Source organism: Methylococcus geothermalis (genome assembly GCF_012769535.1).
In the GTDB taxonomy this organism is placed as follows: Bacteria; Pseudomonadota; Gammaproteobacteria; order Methylococcales; family Methylococcaceae; genus Methylococcus; species Methylococcus geothermalis.
The window spans coordinates 2,172,078-2,192,703 of record NZ_CP046565.1; the positions used below are offsets into that span (position 1 = coordinate 2,172,078).

Sequence of the window (20,626 nt, forward strand, 5' to 3'; positions counted from 1 at the left end):
CAATAACTGCATTTACCTGCAGCTCGACTTGCTGTTTGAGTTCTGCCAATGGGCGATCGGCCGTTTCAAGCTACCGGCACGTCGCCATATCCGGCTCTACCGCGGCGTAGACAGCGTCGGCGAATTCTGCACCCTCGGCGCCGGCATGGGCCGGGACATCCTGGTGCGCCTCAACAACATCGTCTCATTCGCCGGCGACCGCACCCAGGCGGGACAGTTAGGCGCCTATATCCTCGAAACCGAAGTGCCGGTCGTCAAACTGATATTCTTCAATGATCTGCTGCCGCGCCATCCCTTGCGAGGAGAAGCGGAGTATCTGGTGATTGGCGAGACTTACCGGGTAAGGCTTACGGTATGTATAAGGAGCGGTGGCCGGTGCATTCGCACACAAGCTGGCCTATGATACTCATGGAGCCTCGTCAAAGCCGGGAGCGGCCGTTCCATGAATAAAACCTTCCTATCAGGGGTACTGGCTGTTTCCGCCATTCTTCCCGGCGCCGAGGTCCACGCCGCGAAAGCGGCGGCGCCCCCAACCGCTCCGGCTGCTCGGCCTGCCGAGCAGGACGAACTGGCGCTGTTCCGAGCCAGCATCCGCATGGAGAAACGCCAATTCGTCGCCGATGCGATGGATCTGGATGAGGCGCAGGGCAAGCAATTCTGGTCGATCTACCATCAGTACGAAGCCGACCTGATGAAGCTGAACGAGACCCGTTACACGTTGATCAGCGACTACGCGGCGAATTTCGATACCATCAGTGAAGCCAAGGCCGATGCGCTGGTCAGGGCGGCCCTGGCGTTCCGTAAATCGCGCACCGCGTTGCTGGAAAAATATTACGGCAAATTGGCGAAAGCCCTTTCGAAAAGGATCGGCGCGCGCTTTCTGCAGATCGAAAACGTGCTGCAAGGGGCGGAGGACGTGGAAATCGGCGCGTCATTGCCTTTGATGCCGAAGTCTCAATAGGGAATAACGAGCCGCCGGGAGGAGATCGCCACGGTAGTTGTAGCCCCAGGGTAACGGACTACAATAGAGGCATTCATTCAGGCCGACGGCTTCGGACGATACCGCCTACGGTACGTGACCGAAGGGGAGGGCGTCGGCTCATGCCTAAGGGGGGACACACTCATGTTCGAGCGACTCGCTCAAGGGTTCGTCTGCATCGTTCCGGTTTTACTGCTGGTCGCATGTTCTTCACGCACCATGGCTCCGAAGAAGGATACATTGGCGCAGACCGCTCCTTCCTCTGAACGGGCCAGGGCGCCGGATTTGGATTTCACTCCCAAGAACCGGCCCAGGGCGGAATACATGCCCCTTCGTTTGGGAGGCGTGTTTCCGCGTTACCCCGCGCTGGAACCGCAGGTCGCCTTCTGGCGTAGAGTCTATGCGGAGTGGAGCCGGTCCCAGGTGGCCCTGCACGATGACCGCCACATGGGTGTGGTTTACGAGGTCGTCGATCTGCCGGGGGACGCCAGGGGCGGCTTGACCCCCAGCCAGAAAGCGCTGGTACAGGAGCGGCTCGATTACTGGAAATACCGCTTGCGGCGTCTGGAGGACAAGCTGGCATCGCGGGCGCCGCTGGACGCCGCCGACCTGCAACTGGCCCGCCGGATCGGCGAGCACGTGGACGTCCGGACGGCCATCCAGGGGGCTGCCGAGCGTCTGCGCTATCAGCGTGGCCTGCGGGAGCGGTTCAAACGCGGGCTGGAAATCAGCGGGCGCTATCACGAGCATTTCCGGCGGATTTTCCGCGATGCCGGCCTTCCGGAAGAGCTTGCGTTTCTGCCCCACGTGGAATCTTCGTTCCAGGCCAACGCGAGGTCCTCGGCTGGAGCGATCGGAATCTGGCAATTTACCGCCGGAGCCGCCAAGACATTCATGAACGGTCAGGACAGTGTCTCCGCCCGTCTGGACCCGATCGCATCCGCACATGGCGCGGCGCGATACCTCAGCCATGCTTACGGCAAGCTGGGGAGCTGGCCGTTGGCCGTGACCTCTTACAATCACGGTATCGGGGGGATGCAGAAGGCGAAGAACAGGTACGGGCACGACTTCGAGCGCATCGTCCAGGACTACGACCACCCGCTGTTCGGGTTCGCGTCCCGCAATTATTATGCGGAGTTTCTTGCGGCGTCGGAAATAGCCAGCGATCCGGAACGTTTCTTTCCGGAAGGCGTGGCCTACGAAAATCCGCTGGACCATGCACCCAGCCCGTTCGTCGTAGCCGGCGACCCTCCGGTGCAGCGTTTTCGGCCGGTTTCTCACGAGGCGCAGGTTGAATCGCCCAAACCGAGCCATAGCCACGACGCCAAATTCTCCAAGCCCTTGCACGGCAAGGCCGGACAGAGGCCTGTCGCCTCAAACAGCCATCCCGCTGCCCAAGCCAAGATCAAGATCAAGACCGTACCTGTGAGCAGGAGCGGAGAAAAACTCCGTATCGCGCGTTTGCGCTGAGCTTGGCCGGCCGTCTTCCAGGGATGCCTGGGCGGGGATGGCAAGTCCACCCCCGATCCTTTAGGATGTTCCGAATAAACAAGACGCGGAGTGCATCATGGCATTTTGGGGCAGCTGGCCGGGTTCGGTCGGCAGCGGATTTCTCACACCGGCGGTACATGGCGCAGGCGATGCGGCCGGGGCGGGCTGGGTGGGGTTGCTGGAGAATGCGCTCGATTCGACCACGCGGTTTTTTGACGGCGGCGGAACGTTCGAGTTCTTGCCGGGCGTTTCCGCACTCGCTCCGAACATCCATCCCCTCCTGGTGCATTTTCCGATCGCCTTCCTGAACGCGTTTTTCCTGCTCGACCTGGTTGCCGTCTCGTTAAGGAGGAAGGACCTGCGCGTGGTCGCTAGCTGGATGCTTTATCTGGGGACCCTGGGCGCTGTGTCAGCGGCTGCGGCGGGACTGTTCGCGGCGAGCATCGTCCCCCATGGCGAAGCGGTGCACCAGATCATGCAGTGGCATCAGCGGTTGGGGTTGACGGTCAGCAGTCTTGCCCTTGTTCTTTCCCTCTGGCGGCTGATCGCCCGTTACCGGTTTTCCGGGATGGCCAACGCCTTTCATCTCTTTCTGGCAGGTCTCATGGCAACCGCGATGTTCTTCGGCGCCGATCTGGGAGGGTTGATGGTGTACCAGCACGGCGTGGGCGTAAAAAACCTCCAGTCGCAGGACGCCGCGCATCATCACGATCACGGCGCCGCCGAGCCCTAGCCGCTCAAATCCCGCGGCTGCTCAGGAACGGCAGCAGTACCCCGCAAAGCAAGACCAGGGCGCAGCCGGCCAGCGCTGCGCCATCCGGTACCTTGGCAAACCATAGCCAGCCGAAAGCCAGATTGAACACCGGGGTGGCATAACCCACCGCGCTGACCAGGGCCGCTGGGGATTTCTGATATGCCTGTGTCATCAGAACCTGGGCGCCGCTTGCCGCCAGCCCGCAAACGAGAAGCAAGGCCCAGGCCTCGCCGCTTCGCGGCAGCGTAAATCCGGTCAGCCCGAACCAGGCCAGATGCATCGGTATGGCGACCACGCAGAAATAAAACACGACGGTGCCGGGGGGATTGCTGCGGCCGGCGCGGGCGACCATCAAATAGGCGAGGGCGCTAAGGAGGCCCGAACCCAATGCCATCAGTCTGCCCAGCTCATCGGAGATGTCTCCCCGTGGCTCCAGCAACAGATACAGCCCGGCCAGCGAACCGGCCAGGGCGGCCCAGATCCACCGGCTGTTTCCCTGGGCGAGGATTTTCGGGCCGAGCAGGGCCACGAACACTCCGCTGCTGGCGCCCAGAAACGCCGCTTCCCCCGGCCCGATCCGCTGGATCGAGATGAAAGAGAGGATCAGGGCCAGGGAGCCGAACACGCCTCGCAGCCACAGTGACATGCGCATGTCGCCGAGCAGTGAAGACGTCCGCGCCCGGGCGATCGCAGGGAGAAAAAGGACAGCCAGGTTGATGAGAATCCGGAAAAAACTCACCGTCATCGCCGGCAGCTCGGGATGACGAATCCCCAATGCATACACGGACATGCTCATGAAGGAAAACAGCAGGGAGGCCAACAGCATCGACCACAATCCAAGGCTCCTGCTCCCGCCCGACTTCGATCCCGCCATCCGCATGTTCAACGCCGGTGAAGCCTCGCGCATCTGCCGGTGGATTGAATCCGTCGCGAATTGACACTATATTTCTGCGGTTTTTTCAATGGCACCGGTCCCCCGGCCACATCGCGTTTTTGACGACAGGACTCGACAAGAACAATAAACATCATGATCGACAAGAGAAAACTGATCCGTTACGGGCTTCCCATCATTTTCCTGATCTCGGCCGTTTTTGCCGGCGAACTGATGCTCGAGGGGCTGATCGAATTCGCCGACCTGCTGCTCGAACTTTCCCAGCACGCCCTGATCACCTTCTATTCGAAGGTGTTCGGGCTGGATCATCTGGAAGCCCAGCACAAGGCGGCCTGGACCAGCATGATCACTTTCATCATCGTGCTGATCCTGACCATCCGGAAACTGGCGCCGAAAGTCGCCCTGAAAATCGAGGAAGGCAAAGCCTGGTATCGAGATCGGCGCGACGCGCTCCGCGCCTGGTGGCGCAGCCTGGGCTGGCTCAAGAAAACGGCTTACCTGAGCGGCGGCTTGGCAGTGCTGGCCGGCCTCGCGATGATCCTTTGATTTTCCCCTACCCGACCAGATCGAACTGGGCCGGCCAGTCGCGGTAGTTGAAGACCTGGCCGGTTTCGCGGACGCGGGCAATGGAGCCGAGATCGATTTCGGCATAGACCCATTGCGGGCGGTTCAGCTCGCCGATCGCCAGGATGCCGTCGTCGGGATAGCCGTAATCCACCGGCGTATAGATCGCCGCCGCTCCGACGTTGACGTCCACCGCCTCGGACCAGGGTGCCGATCCCACGGTCGGCGACTGCACGACATAGCACTGGTTTTCCAGTGCCCGCGCCTGGCAGCCGATGCGAACCCGGTGATAACCTGCCAAGGTATCGGTGCAGCTCGGCACCAGGATCAGGTTCGCGCCCATTTCCACCTGCCTGCGGGCGATCATGGGGAATTCGCTGTCGTAGCAGATGTTGATGCCGAGCCGGCCGAATTCGGTATCGAAGGTGCGGATTTCCTTCCCCGGCGAGATCAGCCACTGTTCGTTCTCGAACCGGGTCATCTGCAGCTTGTCCTGGAACTCCGGCGTGCCGTCCGGGCGGAACAGAAAGGCGCGGTTACGGTAGCCGCCGTCCGGCTGGCGCACCGGGAAGGTACCCGCCAGGATGTAGATGCCGTGCTGTTCCGCCAGATCGGCATAGAGCATCATGAAATCCGGCAGGACCGATTGCATTTCCGCCAGCTGGCCGGACAGGCTGCGGTAGACCGCCTCCGGGAACAGCGAGGCCAGTTCCATGCTGAAGTATTCCGGGAACACCAGCATCTGGGCGCCGTTGCCGGCGGCCTCTCCGACCCAGCGCCCGGCTTTTTCCTGGTAGGCGGACCAGTCGCCGAGAAAGCCGATGTCGTACTGGGCCGCGGCGAGAAACAGCGGCTTCATCGGGTGGAATCCTTCAGTGGCTTGAGCCAGAACACCATGGGTTTCTCGGTCTCGTCGGCCTGATCCACGTCCTTCCAGGCATAGGTGGTGACGAGTTCGGGGTGTTTGACGTAGCCGAAACGGGTCCAAATGGCATCGAGCGGCTCGTAGTCGGCGGGCCTCAAGGGATGGTCGTCCGGCCTTTGCACGCAGCAGAAGCTGCAATAGTCGAACCGTCCCAGGCGGCGGGCATGGCCTTCGCGGCCTTCGAAAAACCGCTTGTAGATGCCGCGGCCGCGGTATTCCTTGAGGAGCACCGATTCGGCGCAGTAGAAGATCCGGGCCGGATCGTAGCCGTGCTCGAGGAAGGGGCGCTTGAATTCCGGCGTTTCGTGCTCCATCGGCAGGCCGGTGGAGGCGCCGATGGCCCGCTCGCCGTCAAGGGCCAGTACCACCACGCTCTCCGGCGATTCCACGTAGGTCTGCAGATAGCGCTCCTCGTATTCGGCGGTGCCGTCGTACAGATAGGGAAAGTCTCGGAATACTTCGATGCGCAAGCGCGCGAGGTCGGGAATGTATTTCCCGATTTCGGGTCCCGACAGGATCTTGACGGTGATCGCCTCGCTCATGGCGCCTAAGCCTTTTCGACCTGATGGATCCAGTCCTGGAGGTTGTAGTAGTTGGTGACGCGGGCGACCTTGCCGTCGCGGATGTCGAAGAATGCGCCGGCCGGCAGCCGGTAGGTCTGGCCTTTGGCGGGCGGCAGGCCCTCGTCGGTCACCAGGTATTCGCCGAGGACCACGAATTCGGCAGCGGCGCGGGTACCGTCCTCGTTGGTCATGATGGCCATGTCGACCAGCCGTTCCTTGTAATTGCGGTTCATCCGGTCCATGAAGGCGCGGAACGCGTCCTTGCCGATCTCGCGGGAGCCCTGGTTGATGTCGTGGATCACGTCGTCGGTGAGGAGGCCCAGAAAGGTCTCCATGTCGCCTGCGTTGAAGGCGGCGTAATAGTTTTCGATGAGAGCTTTGGCGTTTTGATGCATGCGCTGAAATTCCGGATGCTGGGTGAGGAGTTTCCGGAGCACCAAGTGCGGCGTGTCTTCCGGAATTCAAAAGCCCGCCATTTTAATGAGGGGCCCCCAAGCCTGTCGAGACCGCGTGACAGGCTTGGGCCGGCAGATCGGATCATTGCTGATAGCTCGGCACCAGATCAATGTCGATGCGGCGGTTCTGGGCTTTGCCTTCCGCGGTCGCGTTCGAAGCCACCGGCTGGTACTCGCCGTGTCCGGCGGCCGTCATGCGGCTCGGGTCAATGCCCTTGGACTGAAGATACTTGACCACTTCGCAGGCGCGCCCGGCGGACAGCTCCCAGTTGCTGGAGAAGCGGTGGGCCAGATGTTTGCCGATCGGCACGTTGTCGGTATGGCCTTCGACTTCGATGCGGTGATTGCTGGCGCTCTGCAGCGTAGGCACGATCTTGTCGATCGATGCCTTGCCTTCCTTGCTGATCTGGTATCCGCCTTCGGGGAACAGCAGCTCGTCTTCCATGGTGACGCGGAGACGATCCTGCAACTGCTGGATCTTGACCTCGTCGGCTTCCACTTCCGTGCGCAGTTGTTCATTGAGCTGTCTTTCGTAGCCGACATCGCGGTCGTAAGTGCTTTGCATCACGCATCCGCTCAGCACCCCGGCGGTGAGCACGGTGGTCGCGAATTTTCTTACCATGGTTTGCTCCTTCCTGATTGGCGGTTGATTGATGAGCGCCTTAACGGCCTCGCCGGGATTGTCCAGGAAAAACCGGCAGGCCGCCAGGTTCGGCCTTCTCCACCCGGCTGAGAAGCGAACCCTCCGCCAAGCGGGTGTAAAGAATCTCTCCAGGCTGAATGTCTTCCCAGGAGTGGACAACGGTGTTGTCGGCGGCCCGCAGGGCGATCGAATAGCCCCGGGCCAGGGTCGCTAGCGGGCTCACCGTGTCCAGCCGCTGGCCCAGCGTGCCGAGCCGTTCACTTCGGCGTTCCAGGAGGAGCGATGCCGAGCGCCGCAGGCGGGAATCCAGCGTACCGAGCTTCTCGGCAAGGCGTTTCACCCGCTGGTCGGGATCGTGGCGGACGAGCCGCAACGCCATGCCTTGCAGTCTCTGGCGCTGAAGATTGAAGCGCACGGCGGCGTTGCGCGCGAGCCGGTGTCGCAGCTCCGCCAGGCGCTGAGCCTGGCGTTCCAGCCGCTGTCTGGGATGGGATTGCAGCAGCCGGCGTTCGACGAAGTCCAGCCGCTGCTGGACCCGCTCCAGCCGCCCGCGGAAGCTGCGGCGGAGTTGGGATGCCAGTCGCTGCAGACGGTTCGCGAGGTCGATCCGGTCGGGTGTGACCGATTCGGCGGCCGCGGAAGGCGTGGGCGCGCGCAGGTCGGCGGCGAAATCGGCGATGGTGAAATCCACTTCGTGGCCGATCCCGGTCACCACCGGCGTCCGGCAGGCCACGATGGCCCGCGCCAGGCTTTCGTCATTGAAGGCCCAGAGGTCCTCCAGCGAGCCGCCGCCGCGGGCCAAGAGCAGGACGTCACACCAGCCGCTGGCATCGGCCCGCTGCAACGCACGGACGAGTTCCGCCGGTGCTTCGCTGCCTTGGACCGTGGCGGGGAACACGATCACGGTAGCCGCCGGGTAGCGCCGGGCCAGCACGGTGAGGATGTCGCGGATCGCGGCGCCCGTGGGCGAGGTGATGACGCCGATGCAGGCGGGGAAGCGGGGGATGGGCTTCTTGCGGGCCGGATCGAACAGTCCTTCGGCGTCCAGGCGTTTCTTCAAGGCCTCGAACGCGCGCTGGAGCGCACCATCGCCGGCCTCCTCCAGCAGATCCACGATCAGCTGGTAGTCGCCGCGGGGTTCGTACAGTCCGACCTGGGCGCGGGCCAGGACATGATCGCCGTTCGCGGGCTTGAAGCCGAGCAGGCGTCCGGACCCGCGGAACATGGCGCAGCGGACCTGGGCCTCGGCGTCCTTCAGGGTGAAATAAAGGTGGCCCGAGGCCGGTGCGGCCACGTTGGAGACTTCGCCCTCCACCCAGACCGTGCCGAAATGGCCGGAAAGCGTGATGCGGGCTTCGCGGTTGAGGCGCGAAACGGTGTAGACGAATTCGGGCCGGGCAGCCGGAAACGAGCGGAGGTTCACGCCCGCCTCAGTCCAGGGATTGCTTGAAGCGGTGGATCAGGCGGCGGTCCTTCTTGGAGGGCCGGTGCGCGGGTTCATCCGCGAATTGCCGCGCCTCCCGCCTGCGGGCGGCTTCGGCCTCGCGCCGTGCCTGACTCTCCGGGGTTTCGCGATAGAGCAGCACGGCCTCCCTGGCGGGCCGGCGCTGGGTAGGGAGGGCTTCGACGACGACTTCCCAGACATCCTGTGCACGGGTGATTTCCAGCCGCGCGCCGGGGCCGATTTCCTTGCCAGGCTTGGCGCGCTGGCCGTTCAGATGGACCTTGCCACCGTTGATGGCCTCGATGGCGAGCTGCCGGGTCTTGAAGAAACGGGCGGCCCACAGCCATTTGTCCAGCCTGACCTTGTCCCCGCCTTCTTCCGTCGGGGAGGGGCGCCCGCCCGGTCCTGCCATGGGGTCAGCTCGAAACCGGCAGACCGCCCTCGCTCCAGGCCTTGAAACCGCCCGCCATGCTGACGGTTCCGCTCCAGCCGAGCTGTTGCAGGATATCGGTGGCCAGTGCCGAACGGAGGCCGCTCTGGCAGTAGACGATGATGTCGGCATCCTTTTTTCCCTGGAATGCGGGATGGGTCTCGATGCGGAACTCCACCACGCCGCGCGGAATGTTGATCGCGCCGGGCAGGTGTCCCGCCATGTACTCTTCCGGTTCCCGGACATCCAGAATCAATGTTCGGCCGAGCACTGCCTGGACCTCGCTCGGGCCGACTTCACGAATCCGCTGCTTGGCGGCGGCAACCAGATCCATGGGGGTGAGCGCCATGGTCACTCCTCCTTCGCTGAGTATTGGAATCTGCCGGCTCAGGCGCTGAGCCGGCGCAGTTCCTTGGGCAGGGAAAACACGACCTTTTCCTCGATGCCCTGGGTTTCGGTGGCGGTGCGTCCGCCCCATTCCTTGAGCTGGGCGACGACCTCCCCGACCAGAATCTCGGGTGCCGAGGCGCCGGCGGTGACGCCGATGCGTTCGGCGCCGGCGACCATGTCGCGGGTCAGCTGGGCCGCGTCGTCGATCAGGAAAGCCTTGCGGCCCAGCTTCTCCGCGATTTCGCGCAGCCGGTTCGAATTGGAGCTGTTGGGCGATCCGACCACCAGGATGGTGTCGCACTGGGCCGCCAGCTTCTTCACGGCATCCTGCCGGTTCTGGGTGGCATAGCAGATGTCGTCCTTGCGCGGCCCCAGGATCTTGGGGAAGCGCGCTTTCAGCGCTTCCACCACGGCGCCGGTGTCGTCGATGGAAAGCGTGGTCTGGGTCACGTAGGCCAGATTGTCCGGATTCGCCACCTGAAGCTTTTCGACGTCCTCCGGCGACTCCACCAGATAGATGCCGCCGGCCGGGTTGTCGTACTGTCCCATGGTGCCTTCCACTTCAGGATGTCCGGCATGGCCGATGAAGACGATCTCGCGGCCCTCGCTGGCGTGCTGGTGCACTTCGATATGGACCTTGGTGACCAGCGGGCAGGTGGCATCGAAAACCTGAAGGCCTCGCTCCCTGGCTTCTTCCTGGATCTGTTTGGAGACGCCGTGGGCGCTGAAGATGACCGTCGAATTTTCCGGCACTTCGGACAGTTCCTCGACGAACACCGCGCCGCGATCGCGGAGCCCATCCACCACATAGCGATTGTGGACGACTTCGTGGCGCACGTAGATCGGCGCCCCGAACACTTCGATGGCGCGGTCGACGATTTCGATGGCACGGTCGACGCCGGCGCAGAAGCCGCGGGGATTGGCGAGGATGATTTCCATGGGGCTGTTACCAGGCTAATTTCTTACTTGCGGGGTGGGGCATTGTGGCATGGCAAGACCGCAGAATCAACGCGAGGCAGAGGCGGTTCGCGGTCCCGGCGCCAGATCGGTTCGTGATGGCCTCCCATGCGGGCCAGCATCCGGGCCACCACGAACAGGAAGTCCGATAGCCGGTTCAGATAGGCCAGCGATGCCGGGTTGACGGACTCGGCGCGAGCCAGCGCCACCAGCCGCCGTTCCGCCCGGCGGCAGACCGTCCGTGCGACATGGCAATAGGCTGCCGGCAGACTCCCGCCGGGCAGCACGAAGTCCTTCAGCGGCGGCAGCTGCCCGTTGAAATGGTTCAGCCAGGCTTCCAGCCATTCGGTCTGCCGGGCCTGCATCAGGGTTTGACCGGGCAGGCTCAATTCGCCGCCCAGATCGAACAGGGTTTGCTGGACCTCGGCCAGACAGGTGCGCAGTTCCTCCGAAGTCGCTTGGGTCAGCACGACACCGAGCGTGCTGTTCAACTCGTCGACCGCACCGCAGGCTTCGATGCGCAGGCTGTCCTTGTCGGTGCGGCCGCCATCGCCAAGTCCGGTGGTGCCGTCGTCGCCGGTTCGGGTGTAGATTCGGGTCAGGCGATTTCCCATCAGATCAGCTTCTCCTCGGAGACGACGATACCGTCTTCGTCGGCATAAAGGTAATGGTCGCTGCGGAAGTTCACGCTGGCGAAAGTGATCAGGCAATCCCTGTCGCCGCCACCGCGCTTGTGGCTCTTGAGCGGGTGGGTGTGGAGTGCACGGATGCCGATGGGCAGCGTACCGAGTTCCACGGAGTCCCGTACGCAACCGTACACGATGATGCCTTGCCAGCCGTTGTCGGCGGCGAGCCGCGCGAGGTTTGCGCCCAGCAGCGCGCAGCGGTGGGAGGCGCCGCCGTCAACGACCAGCACGCGGCCGTCGACCTTTTGCTCTAGCGTTTCGCGGAGCAGGACATTGTCTTCGAACACCTTGAGGGTGGTGATCGGGCCGTGGAAGCGCGGGACTGCGCCGAAGGCGCGGAAGGCCGGTTCCGCGATTTGCAGCGGGTGGCTCGGGAAAAACCGGTCACAGAGATCGGCGGTGGTGAAATCCATGGTACGAACTCCAGTATCGGGCAGGTCGGTATCACAGGTAACGGGCCAGCAGGGCGGTATCGCCGCAGGGTTCCGGCAGAGGGATTCGCACTTCCCAGCCGCCGCCGGGCGCCTCCTGCATGGCGTTGCCCTGGGAATCTTCCATGCCGGACAGGACGAAATCGAGGTTGCCTTCCGGCCGGATCAGTTCCAGCCGGTCGCCCACGCCGAACTTGTTCTTGACCAGCACCTCGGCCACCCCCGCGTCGAACCCGGCGACTTCGGCGACGAACTGCTGTCGGTGGCTTTCCGAATAACCCCGCACATAGTTCTGGTAATCCTGGGTATGGTGACGCTGGTAGAACCCGTCCGTGTAGCCGCGTTGCGCCAGGTTTTCCAGCACGCCCAAGAGGTTCCAGTCGAATTTACGGCCGCCCAGCGCGTCGTCGATGGCCCGCCGGTAGACTTGGGCGGTGCGGGCCACGTAATAATAAGACTTGGTGCGTCCCTCGATCTTCAGGCTGTCGACGCCGATGTCCACCAGCCGTTGCACGTGCTCGATCGCGCGCAGATCCTTCGAATTCATGATGTAGGTGCCGTGTTCGTCCTCCATGACCGGCATCAGTTCGCCCGGCCGGTTTTCTTCCTCGAGGAAATAGACCTCGTCGGCCAGGGGGTGGCGTTCCGCGCCGCCGCAATCGGCGAAGTGGCCGTTGAGGTCGGCAAGGTTCAAGCGCAAGGCGCCCGGGACATAATCTCCTTCCGCGTTTTCCTGCGCCGGCCCCAGTTCGTATTTCCAGCGGCAGGCGTTGGTACAGGTGCCCTGATTGGGGTCGCGGTGATTGAAATACCCGGACAGCAGGCAGCGGCCGGAGTAGGCGATGCAAAGCGCGCCGTGGACGAAGACTTCGAGTTCCATGTCCGGGCAGTGCTGGCGTATTTCGGCGATCTCGTCGAGCGAGAGCTCGCGCGAGAGGATGATTCGCGAGATGCCGACCGATTGCCAGAATTTCACTGCGGCGAAGTTCATGGTGTTGGCCTGCACCGACAGATGGACCGGCATCGCCGGCCACGCCTCGCGCACCATCAGGATCAGGCCGGGGTCGGCCATGATCAGCGCATCCGGCCCCATTTCGATCACCGGCGCCATGTCCTTGAGGAAAGTCTTGATCTTCGCGTTATGGGGCAGCACGTTGGCCGCGAGATAGAATTTCTTGCCCAGCCGATGCGCCTCGGCGATTCCCAACGCCAGGTTTTTCTCCAGGAAATCGTTGTTGCGGACCCGCAGCGAATAGCGCGGCTGGCCGGCATAGACCGCGTCGGCGCCATAGGCGAAGGCGTAACGCAGGTTTTTCAGGGTGCCGGCAGGGGAGAGCAGTTCGACAGAGCGCATGGGGGAGCGGAAACATCTTAAGGAATGGCGTAGCTTTCCGCACTATACCAGAACCCGGCAGCGGCGTTGACCGGCGCCGCTTGACTCGGCCGCCGCCAAGGCCTATTCATTGCCGCCAATAGCCACGATCACGATTCGCCGCATGCGCATCCTGCTGGTTGAAGACGACGCCATGATCGGCAAGAGCGTTCAGCTCGGGCTGAAGCGGGAAGGCTACGCGGTCGACTGGGTGCGGGACGGCTTGGCCGCGGAACGGGCGCTTGCCAACGACGTGCACGAACTTCTGATCCTCGATCTCGGCATTCCGCGCAAACCGGGCCTGGACGTGCTTAAGACGCTCCGGGCGCGTCGAAACCCCATGCCGGTGCTGATCATCACCGCGCGCGACTCGGTCGCGGATCGGGTTGCCGGGCTGGATTCGGGGGCCGATGACTATCTGGTCAAACCCTTCGATCTCGAAGAGCTCTCCGCCCGGGTCCGGGCCCTGGCGCGGCGCCGCAGCGGGCGGCCGACGCCGCTGATCGAGCACGACGGACTCACGGTGAACCCGATGACCCACGAGGTGTGGCTGAACGATGTGCCGGTCCGGCTCTCGGCGCGGGAATACGCTCTTCTCACCGCGCTGCTCGAACATCCGGACATGCCCTTGTCGCGGGGCCAGCTCGAAGAGCGGATCTACGGTTGGGGCGAGGAGGTGGAAAGCAACACGATCGAGGTCTACATTCATTCGCTCCGGCGCAAGCTCGGAACCCAACGGATCGTCAACGTGCGCGGGGTCGGCTATCTCATGCCGAGGCAGACGTGAGGTCCATCCGCCGACGGCTGATTGCAGCACTGCTCGGAACCATCGCGGTCGCTACCGGCATCGGGGCTTACGCGACTTTTTCCGCGGCCAGGTTCGAGGTGGGTGCGCTGCTGGATTACCAGTTGCGCCAGTTCGCGCTGTCGCTGGGCGACCAGGCCTATCCACCGCCCGTACGGCAGGACCGCGACGATCTGGACCTCGTCGTCCAGGTCTGGAGCCCGGAGGGCGTTCAACTCTATTATTCCCATCCGCACCGGACGCTGCCGGGCCTCGTCGGCACCGGCTACGCCACCGTCGAAACCCGCGAGGGCGCGTGGCGGGTGTTCGCCACGCCGCTGGGCCGGCGGGTGATCCAGGTGGCGCAGCCCATGAGCGTGCGCAACAAGCTGGCGCTGGAAGCCGCATCCCGCGTGCTGATGCCGTTCGTCGTGCTGTTGCCGGTGTTGAGCCTGGCGATCTGGGTCATCGTCGGGCGAGGCCTGGCGCCGTTGCGGCGGCTGGCGCGGGCGGTGGCGGCGCGCACGCCGCAATCCCTGGAGCCTCTCTCCGAAACCCCCATCCCCGAAGAAGCCTTGCCGCTGGTCCGCTCCTTGAACGACCTGCTCGCCCGCCTGTCGGAAGCGCTGGCAGCGCAGAGGGCGTTCATCGCCGATGCGGCGCACGAGCTGCGTACGCCCATCGCCGCCATGCAGCTCCAGGCGGATCTGGCCGAGCACGCGGAAACGGCGGACGAACGCAGCGCGGCGATGGAGGACCTCAAGGCCGGCGTCCGGCGTGCCGGCCGGGCGGTGCAGCAACTCCTGACCTTGGCTCGCCAGGAGCCGGATGCCGTCTCGGTGCCTTTGACCCGCGTGGTGCTGGCGGACATCGCCCGGCAGGTGGTGGCCGAGCACGCAGGCTTGGCGGCCCGGAAGTCGATCGATTTCGGCTTCGCCGAAGTCGACGCCGATTTGAGCGTCACCGGCGATCCGGGGGCTTTGCGTACCCTGCTGGCCAATCTGGTCGACAACGCCGTGCATTACACCCCCCGGGGCGGCGTCGTCGATGTCTCGGTGCGGCGAGCCGAGGACGGCCGGCCCTGTCTGGAAGTCGTGGACACCGGTCCCGGCATCCCCGCCGCCGAACGGAACCGGGTGTTCGACCGCTTCTACCGTGGCGCGGAAACCCCCGAACCGGGGACCGGTCTTGGGCTCGCGATCGTCCGGGCGATCGCCGACCGGCACGGTGCCTGCATCACGCTGGGCGAGGGGGAGAAAAAAGGGCTTCGCGTGCGCGTCGCCTTCCCCGCTCAACATCCACCGGAGCGTCGCCGGCCCTGACGGGGATGTGACATCCGCGGCGAGAGCGAGGCAGACCCGGTGACGGGAGGCTCTACTCGGCCCAGCCCACCGAAGCCAGTGCACAGCGGTTCGCGGACGCTCGCTTGGACTCCTCGCAATGCTCGCTTCCGCAGGCGTTTTCGAGGGCGATCGAGCATTTCAGATGTCCCGGCCGAGGTTGCTTGCGCACGAATGCCGTGCGCGCCAAGTGATAGCTCGGGTCGTCGCCCCAGAAGTTCCGGCGCATTTGGGCAAGCTCTTCGCGGCGATACTGTTCCAGCGGCTTGGCCTTTTCGTCCGCCTCGCGCTGGGCCCGAACTTCCGGCCAAGGCATGACGAAACTTGCCGGGACGCGTCTGAAATTCGGATTCGTTTCTTTGACGAAGCGGCTGGCGGCGGCGCCTTGCAGGGGCTCGAGAGGCGAGGTGTGCCGTGCGTTTGACTTTGAGCTTTTGGTTGAGTATGTTGATTCAAACATTCGTTTGAATCATCTGGATGAATCCACCCAACGCTCCTCTTTGCCAGGATCCGACTCGCGAACGGCTGCTGCAAGCCGCGCTGGACGTGTTTGCCGACAAAGGATTCCGCAATGCCACGGTACGGGACATCTGCGCGCGGGCGGAGGTGAATGCGGCGTCCGTGAACTACTACTTCCGCAGCAAGGAGGCGCTGTATTCGGAAGTGCTGGCCGTCGCATTCCGGGAAACTCACGAACGCTACCCCGACACGCTGGCCCGCGATGCGAGTCTGCCGCCCGAGATGCGGCTGCGCCATTTCATCGCCAACTTCCTGGCCCGCCTGCTGGATGAGACCCATCTCGGCCGCCACGGCAAGCTGATCGCGCGGGAGATCGCCGACCCCACCGCCGCGCTCGACCAGGTCATCGAAACCACGATGAAGCCGCGCTGCGCTCTCCTGCAAGGCATCGTCGCCGAGCTGGTCGGGCCCGGCGTGAGCGAGGCCGGCATGCACCGGCTGGGCCTGAGCATCGTCGGCCAATGCCTGATGTACCGGCATTCACGCTCTCTGATCGACCGGCTTTGTCCGGACATCATCGCCACGCCGGAGGAAATCGGGAAAACCGCGGATCTCATCGCCCGATTCTCCATCGCAGCCCTCAAGCATCTACCCGCCGGGGAGGCAGGATCATGAACTACATTGCCTTGAAGATGTTGATGGGCGACCGCGGCAAGTACCTCGGCATCGTCATGGGCCTGACCTTCGCCTCGCTGATCATGACCCAGCAGCCGGCCATCTTCGTCGGGCTGATGATGCGCTCGTACAGCTTCGTCACCGACGTCGGCCTGCCCGACGTCTGGGTGATGGATTCCAAGGTGCAGTTCGTCGACGACATCAAGCCGCTGCAGGACACCAAGCTGTTCCGGGTGCGCGGCGTCAGCGGCGTGGACTGGGCGATGCCCCTGTACAAGGGGCTCATCAAGGCGCGCCTGGCGGACGGGACGTTCCAGACCTGCAACGTGATCGGCCTGGATGATGCGACCCTCATCGGCGGGCCGCCGGTCATGCTGGAGGGACGGCTGGAGGACCTGCGGCGGGCCGATTCGGTCATCGTCGACATCGACGGCGCCCGCGACAAGCTGGCCAAGCCGCCGAAGGAGCCGGGCGGCAAGCCGGTGCCGCTGAAAGTGGGCGACACGCTGGAACTCAACGACCGTCGCGCCGTGGTGGTCGGCATCGCCAAGACCACCCGGACCTTCCAGTCCCAGCCGGTGGTTTACACGACCTACTCCCGGGCCACGCTGTACGCACCGAGGGAACGCAAGCTCTTGTCCTTCGTGCTGGTCAAGGCCAAGCCGGGGCAAGACATCCATGCACTGACCCGCCGCATTCGGGAAACCACCGGGCTGGCGGCCTATACCCAGACCGAATTCGAGGAGCTGACCGTCAATTACTTTCTCAAGAACACCGGCATCCCCATCAACTTCGGCATGTCGGTCACCCTGGGATTCATCGTCGGCGCGGCCATCGCCGGCCAGACCTTCTACAACTTCACCTTGGAAAACATCCGCCAGTTCGGCGTGCTGAAAGCCATGGGCGCCGGCAACGGCACGCTGTTAGGGATGATCCTGCTGCAGGCGACCCTGGTGGGCGCGATCGGCTACGGGCTGGGGGTCGGCCTGACCTCGCTGTTCGGCTGGTCCATGCGCAACACCATTCTGGCTTTCAAGCTTCCCTGGCAGTTGCTGGTATTCAGCGGCCTGGGGGTGACGCTGATCTGCGTGTTCGCGGCCCTCTTGAGCATCCGCAAGGTGATCAAGCTGGAGCCAGCCATCGTGTTCAAGGGCTGAGGAAACCATGAGCGCATCGACATTGGCGGTGCGATGCCAAGGAGTCAGGAAAACCTACGACGGTAGCGGGCAGCAGGTCGTCGCGTTGCGTGGCATCGACCTCGACATTCACGCCGGCGAGCTGATGATGCTGGTCGGCCCCTCCGGCTGCGGCAAGACCACCCTGATATCGGTGATCGCCGGTATCCTCGACCAGGACGAAGGGCTCTGCGAGGTATTCGGCCACGACCTGCTGCACATGAAGGACAAGGACAAGCTCAGGTTCCGCGCCGCCAACATCGGTTTCGTATTCCAGGCCTACAATCTGCTGCCCAGTCTGACGGCAGCGGAAAACGTGTCGATTCCGATGATCCTCAACGGAACCCCGCGGCAGCAGGCGAAGCGCCGTGCCGTGGAAGTGCTGGAACGGGTGGGGCTGGCCGACCGCTCCGAGTCCCTGCCTTCCCAGCTCTCCGGCGGCCAGCAGCAGCGTGTGGCGATCGCCAGGGCCCTGGTGCACGGGCCGAGGCTGATCGTCTGTGACGAGCCTACGAGTGCGCTGGATCATGAAACCGGGCATCGCGTCATGGATTTGCTGAAACAGGTTGCGCTGGACCAGGACCGGGCACTGGTGATCGTCACCCACGACGCCCGGATTTTCGAATTCGCGGACTGCATTGCACAGATGGACGACGGGCTGGTGGTGAAAGTCGTCCGTTCGTCCGGGCCGTCGTGACCCCCCGTCCCATCATCGCGGAGACAGAATGTTACCCAAAGCGACCTTGCCGGTGCTGGCCGTTGCCGGATTCCTGTTCGGGGTCTATTCCGTCGTCACCGGCAATCAGCCGCCGCCGGTCGCACCTGCCGTGGTCGAGCCCTCCCGCCCGCCGTTCAAGTCATACATCGCGGGGGCGGGGATCGTCGAGGCCGGGAGCAGGAACATCGGCATCGGCACGCCCTTGCCGGGGCTGATCAAGAGCGTCGACGTCAAGGTCGGCGATCGGATCGAGGCCGGTGCCGTCCTGTTCCGGCTGGACGACCGCGAGCCGCTGGCGGAGCTGGAGGTGCGCCGCGCCGATCTGGCCAAAGCCCAGGCGAGCGTGGTGGAAGCCGAGGCCTCGCTGACCGACGTGAATACTTTGCTGGCCCTGGCCGAGGCCGTGACCGACGAACGGGCCATCAGCGCCGAGGACATCAAGCGCCGCCGTAACGCCGTGCTGATCGCCAAGGCCCGGCTGGAAACCGCCCGTGCCCAGGTCAAGCAGGCCGAGGCTCAGCTGGCGCTGGTCCAGACGACGTTGGACCGGATGGTAGTGCGCGCGCCGATCAAGGGAGAAATCCTGCAGGTCAATGTACGCCTGGGCGAATACGCGACCGCCGGATTCCTCAATACGCCCCTGATCATCATGGGCGACATGGACCGGCTCCACATCCGGGTCGACATCGACGAAAACGACGCCTGGCGCTTCCACAAGGACGGCAAGGCCTACGGTTATCTGCGCGGCAACAGCCAGCTCGGCACCGAACTGAAGCTGGCTTATGTCGAACCCTACATCGTGCCGAAACGCTCCCTCACCGGCGACAGCACCGAGCGGGTGGACACGCGGGTGCTGCAGGTGCTGTACAGCTTCGATCCGGCAGCGCTGCCGGTGTATGTCGGCCAGCAGATGGATGTGTTCATCGAGGCGCCGGAATACACGGGTTCGACACCGAATCCGCAAGCCGAGAAAGGGGCCGGATCATGAGGGATTTCAAGCCCATCGGCGGATTTCTGCTCCTTGTTCTGCTGTCGTCCTGTTCGCCGGTGGGTCCGGACTACCGGCGGCCGGACACGGTGATGCCGGAGCGCTGGCAGGAAGCCCGGCCGCCGGCGGCAGCGCGGTCGGAAGCCGTTGGTGCGGACTGGTGGCAAGCCTTCGGCGACCCGGTGCTGAACCGGCTGATCCGGGAAGCCATGCTCGCCAACCTCGACCTCAAGCAGACCTACACCCGCATCCGCGCCGCCCGCGAACAGCGCATCGTCGCCATCGCGAACGGACTGCCGATCGTGTCCAACAAGGAAAGCGTGAGCCGGCGCCTCAACAACGCCGGCCAGAGCGGGGCCGGCGGGCAGCCCGGCGGCATCGGCTTCGGCAACAACATCGACATCTTCCAGCTCGGTTTCGACGTGCAATGGGAGGTCGACCTGTTCGGCGGCATCCGCCGCTCGATCGAAGCCGCCGAAGCCAACATGGAAGCCGAAGTCGAAAACAGCCGGGCCGTCCTGGTCACCCTGCTGGGCGACGTCGCCCGCGCCTACATCGAAATGCGCAGCGACCAGCGCCTGCTGGACGTCAGCCAGGCCAACCTCAAGCTCCAGCTCGAAACCGCCCGGCTCATGCGCATCCGCTACCAGGCCGGGTTGTCCGACTCGCTGGCGGCGGTCCAGGCCGAAGCCCTGGCCGCCCAGACCCAAGCCCAGCTGCCGGTGTACGAAGCCGCCCGCAAGCAGGCCCAGCACCAGCTCGAGCTGCTGCTGGGCAAACCGCCCGGCGCCCTGCGCGCCCTGCTCGACCCCGAACAGCCGGTGCCGGAGGCACCCGACCGCATCCTGCTCGAATTGCCCTCGGAACTGCTGCGGCGCCGGCCCGACATCCGCCAGGCCGAACGCCAGCTCGCCGCCGCCACCGCCCAGGTCGGCATCGCCACCGCCGATCTCTACCCCAAGTTCAACATCGCCGCTTTCTTGGGGTTCCAGAACATGAAGATCACCGACGTCACCGCCCTCAGCAAGTCCTGGTCGGCCGCCGGTACCTTGACCACCCCGCTGTTCAACTGGGGAAAGATCCGGGCCAACATCGACGCCAAAAAGGCCCAGCAGGAACAGAGCTTCCTGGCCTATCAATCCGCCGTGCTCGGCGCCTTGAAGGACGTCGAGGATGCCCTGGTCGCCTACGCCCAGGAAAAGGCCCGCCGGGCCGCACTGGAGCAGGCGGTCGCATCCAACCGGCTGGCCCTCAAGCTGTCGAAGGAGCGCTACCGCTCCGGCCTCACCTCGTTCCTCAACGTGCTGGACTCCGAACGGGCGGTGTATTCGGCCGAGAGCGATTTGGTGCAGAGCCAGGCCAGCGTCTCGGCCGACCTGGTCTCGCTCTACAAGGCCCTCGGCGGCGGCTGGCAAGCTGCTCCGGTCGAGGCAGGGACATTCGCCGGCGGAGGCTGAGCGGCGCGGGGGCGTTACACCGGCAGCCGGTTTTGTTGATATAACGGGTCACAT

26 protein-coding genes are annotated in these 20,626 nt (G+C 64.2%); 12 read left to right on the forward strand and 14 right to left on the reverse strand.

Annotated features, from left to right (window positions below):
• The first annotated feature begins 28 nt into the window (after positions 1-28).
• Entirely contained in the window at positions 29-403 is a 375-nt protein-coding gene (locus tag GNH96_RS10160; RefSeq protein ID WP_267313366.1) for an NAD(+)--dinitrogen-reductase ADP-D-ribosyltransferase, read from the forward strand.
• 39 nt (positions 404-442) lie between these two features.
• Positions 443-961 carry a hypothetical protein gene (locus GNH96_RS10165; RefSeq protein ID WP_169603563.1) on the forward strand — a complete coding sequence of 173 codons (519 nt, stop codon included), beginning with the start codon at positions 443-445 and terminating at the stop codon, positions 959-961.
• Between the two features lie 179 nt (positions 962-1,140).
• On the opposite strand, the gene GNH96_RS16075 is transcribed toward GNH96_RS10165, so the two are convergent.
• The gene (locus GNH96_RS16075) at positions 1,141-1,305 is read right to left on the reverse strand and encodes a hypothetical protein (protein WP_228719811.1); all 165 of its coding nucleotides are present in this window, start codon (positions 1,303-1,305) and stop codon (positions 1,141-1,143) included.
• Here GNH96_RS16075 and GNH96_RS10170 point away from each other — a divergent pair.
• The gene (locus tag GNH96_RS10170) at positions 1,304-2,449 is read left to right on the forward strand and encodes a lytic transglycosylase domain-containing protein (protein WP_228719812.1); all 1,146 of its coding nucleotides are present in this window, start codon (positions 1,304-1,306) and stop codon (positions 2,447-2,449) included. The genes GNH96_RS16075 and GNH96_RS10170 overlap by 2 nt on opposite strands.
• A 97-nt stretch (positions 2,450-2,546) precedes the next feature.
• Positions 2,547-3,203 carry a DUF2231 domain-containing protein gene (locus GNH96_RS10175; protein WP_169603565.1) on the forward strand — a complete coding sequence of 219 codons (657 nt, stop codon included), beginning with the start codon at positions 2,547-2,549 and terminating at the stop codon, positions 3,201-3,203.
• A 4-nt stretch (positions 3,204-3,207) separates the two neighbouring features.
• On the opposite strand, the gene GNH96_RS10180 is transcribed toward GNH96_RS10175, so the two are convergent.
• Positions 3,208-4,050 carry a DMT family transporter gene (locus GNH96_RS10180; protein WP_228719813.1) on the reverse strand — a complete coding sequence of 281 codons (843 nt, stop codon included), beginning with the start codon at positions 4,048-4,050 and terminating at the stop codon, positions 3,208-3,210.
• Positions 4,051-4,251: 201 nt separating this feature from the next.
• Between GNH96_RS10180 and GNH96_RS10185 the strand changes: the two genes are divergently transcribed.
• Complete coding sequence (locus GNH96_RS10185) at positions 4,252-4,662, forward strand: hypothetical protein (RefSeq protein ID WP_169603566.1); 411 nt, start codon at positions 4,252-4,254, stop codon at positions 4,660-4,662.
• Positions 4,663-4,669: 7 nt separating this feature from the next.
• Here GNH96_RS10185 and GNH96_RS10190 read toward each other — a convergent pair whose 3' ends face one another.
• The 11 genes from GNH96_RS10190 to trhP all read right to left on the reverse strand — a co-directional run bounded on the left by GNH96_RS10190 (position 4,670) and on the right by trhP (position 12,958).
• Positions 4,670-5,539 (reverse strand): carbon-nitrogen hydrolase family protein, encoded by an 870-nt coding sequence (locus GNH96_RS10190; RefSeq protein WP_169603567.1) that lies wholly within the window; start codon positions 5,537-5,539, stop codon positions 4,670-4,672.
• Positions 5,536-6,147 carry a GNAT family N-acetyltransferase gene (locus GNH96_RS10195; protein ID WP_169603568.1) on the reverse strand — a complete coding sequence of 204 codons (612 nt, stop codon included), beginning with the start codon at positions 6,145-6,147 and terminating at the stop codon, positions 5,536-5,538. Before GNH96_RS10195 ends, GNH96_RS10190 begins: the two co-directional genes overlap by 4 nt.
• A gap of 5 nt (positions 6,148-6,152) precedes the next feature.
• The gene (locus GNH96_RS10200) at positions 6,153-6,563 is read right to left on the reverse strand and encodes a ketosteroid isomerase-related protein (RefSeq protein ID WP_169603569.1); all 411 of its coding nucleotides are present in this window, start codon (positions 6,561-6,563) and stop codon (positions 6,153-6,155) included.
• Positions 6,564-6,705: 142 nt separating this feature from the next.
• Positions 6,706-7,245, reverse strand: a complete 540-nt coding sequence (locus GNH96_RS10205) for an OmpA/MotB family protein (protein WP_169603570.1) — start codon at positions 7,243-7,245, stop codon at positions 6,706-6,708.
• A gap of 40 nt (positions 7,246-7,285) precedes the next feature.
• Entirely contained in the window at positions 7,286-8,689 is a 1,404-nt protein-coding gene (gene xseA / locus GNH96_RS10210; protein WP_169603571.1) for an exodeoxyribonuclease VII large subunit, read from the reverse strand.
• Between the two features lie 7 nt (positions 8,690-8,696).
• The gene (locus tag GNH96_RS10215) at positions 8,697-9,122 is read right to left on the reverse strand and encodes an RNA-binding S4 domain-containing protein (RefSeq protein ID WP_169603572.1); all 426 of its coding nucleotides are present in this window, start codon (positions 9,120-9,122) and stop codon (positions 8,697-8,699) included.
• Between the two features lie 4 nt (positions 9,123-9,126).
• A complete protein-coding gene (locus tag GNH96_RS10220) occupies positions 9,127-9,489 on the reverse strand; it encodes a rhodanese-like domain-containing protein (RefSeq protein ID WP_169603573.1) in 363 nt (120 codons plus the stop codon).
• Between the two features lie 38 nt (positions 9,490-9,527).
• The gene (gene ispH, locus GNH96_RS10225) at positions 9,528-10,469 is read right to left on the reverse strand and encodes a 4-hydroxy-3-methylbut-2-enyl diphosphate reductase (RefSeq protein WP_169603574.1); all 942 of its coding nucleotides are present in this window, start codon (positions 10,467-10,469) and stop codon (positions 9,528-9,530) included.
• 23 nt (positions 10,470-10,492) lie between these two features.
• Positions 10,493-11,101 (reverse strand): cob(I)yrinic acid a,c-diamide adenosyltransferase, encoded by a 609-nt coding sequence (locus GNH96_RS10230; RefSeq protein WP_169603575.1) that lies wholly within the window; start codon positions 11,099-11,101, stop codon positions 10,493-10,495.
• On the reverse strand, positions 11,101-11,586 hold the full coding sequence (rraA, locus tag GNH96_RS10235; protein ID WP_169603576.1) for a ribonuclease E activity regulator RraA: 486 nt from the start codon (positions 11,584-11,586) through the stop codon (positions 11,101-11,103). Before rraA ends, GNH96_RS10230 begins: the two co-directional genes overlap by 1 nt.
• Positions 11,587-11,617: 31 nt before the next feature.
• Entirely contained in the window at positions 11,618-12,958 is a 1,341-nt protein-coding gene (gene trhP / locus GNH96_RS10240; RefSeq protein WP_169603577.1) for a prephenate-dependent tRNA uridine(34) hydroxylase TrhP, read from the reverse strand.
• 142 nt (positions 12,959-13,100) lie between these two features.
• Here trhP and GNH96_RS10245 point away from each other — a divergent pair, with 142 nt between their 5' ends.
• Both GNH96_RS10245 and GNH96_RS10250 read left to right on the forward strand, forming a co-directional pair.
• On the forward strand, positions 13,101-13,763 hold the full coding sequence (locus tag GNH96_RS10245; RefSeq protein WP_169603578.1) for a response regulator: 663 nt from the start codon (positions 13,101-13,103) through the stop codon (positions 13,761-13,763).
• Positions 13,760-15,082: an ATP-binding protein gene (locus GNH96_RS10250; protein ID WP_169603579.1), complete on the forward strand. Its 1,323-nt coding sequence runs from the start codon at positions 13,760-13,762 to the stop codon at positions 15,080-15,082. The genes GNH96_RS10245 and GNH96_RS10250 overlap by 4 nt, the downstream gene beginning before the upstream one ends.
• Positions 15,083-15,134: 52 nt before the next feature.
• Here GNH96_RS10250 and GNH96_RS10255 read toward each other — a convergent pair whose 3' ends face one another.
• On the reverse strand, positions 15,135-15,416 hold the full coding sequence (locus GNH96_RS10255) for a hypothetical protein (protein ID WP_169603580.1): 282 nt from the start codon (positions 15,414-15,416) through the stop codon (positions 15,135-15,137).
• A gap of 161 nt (positions 15,417-15,577) precedes the next feature.
• Here GNH96_RS10255 and GNH96_RS10260 point away from each other — a divergent pair, with 161 nt between their 5' ends.
• The 5 genes from GNH96_RS10260 to GNH96_RS10280 are packed head-to-tail and all read left to right on the forward strand — an operon-like array spanning position 15,578 to position 20,572.
• Entirely contained in the window at positions 15,578-16,234 is a 657-nt protein-coding gene (locus GNH96_RS10260; protein WP_169603581.1) for a CerR family C-terminal domain-containing protein, read from the forward strand.
• Positions 16,231-17,391 (forward strand): ABC transporter permease, encoded by a 1,161-nt coding sequence (locus GNH96_RS10265; RefSeq protein WP_169603582.1) that lies wholly within the window; start codon positions 16,231-16,233, stop codon positions 17,389-17,391. Before GNH96_RS10260 ends, GNH96_RS10265 begins: the two co-directional genes overlap by 4 nt.
• 7 nt (positions 17,392-17,398) lie before the next feature.
• Positions 17,399-18,106, forward strand: a complete 708-nt coding sequence (locus tag GNH96_RS10270; protein ID WP_169603583.1) for an ABC transporter ATP-binding protein — start codon at positions 17,399-17,401, stop codon at positions 18,104-18,106.
• 28 nt (positions 18,107-18,134) lie between these two features.
• Positions 18,135-19,115, forward strand: coding sequence for an efflux RND transporter periplasmic adaptor subunit (locus GNH96_RS10275; RefSeq protein ID WP_169603584.1), 981 nt, complete (start codon positions 18,135-18,137; stop codon positions 19,113-19,115).
• The gene (locus GNH96_RS10280) at positions 19,112-20,572 is read left to right on the forward strand and encodes an efflux transporter outer membrane subunit (RefSeq protein ID WP_169603585.1); all 1,461 of its coding nucleotides are present in this window, start codon (positions 19,112-19,114) and stop codon (positions 20,570-20,572) included. The genes GNH96_RS10275 and GNH96_RS10280 overlap by 4 nt, the downstream gene beginning before the upstream one ends.
• Positions 20,573-20,626: the final 54 nt, after the last annotated feature.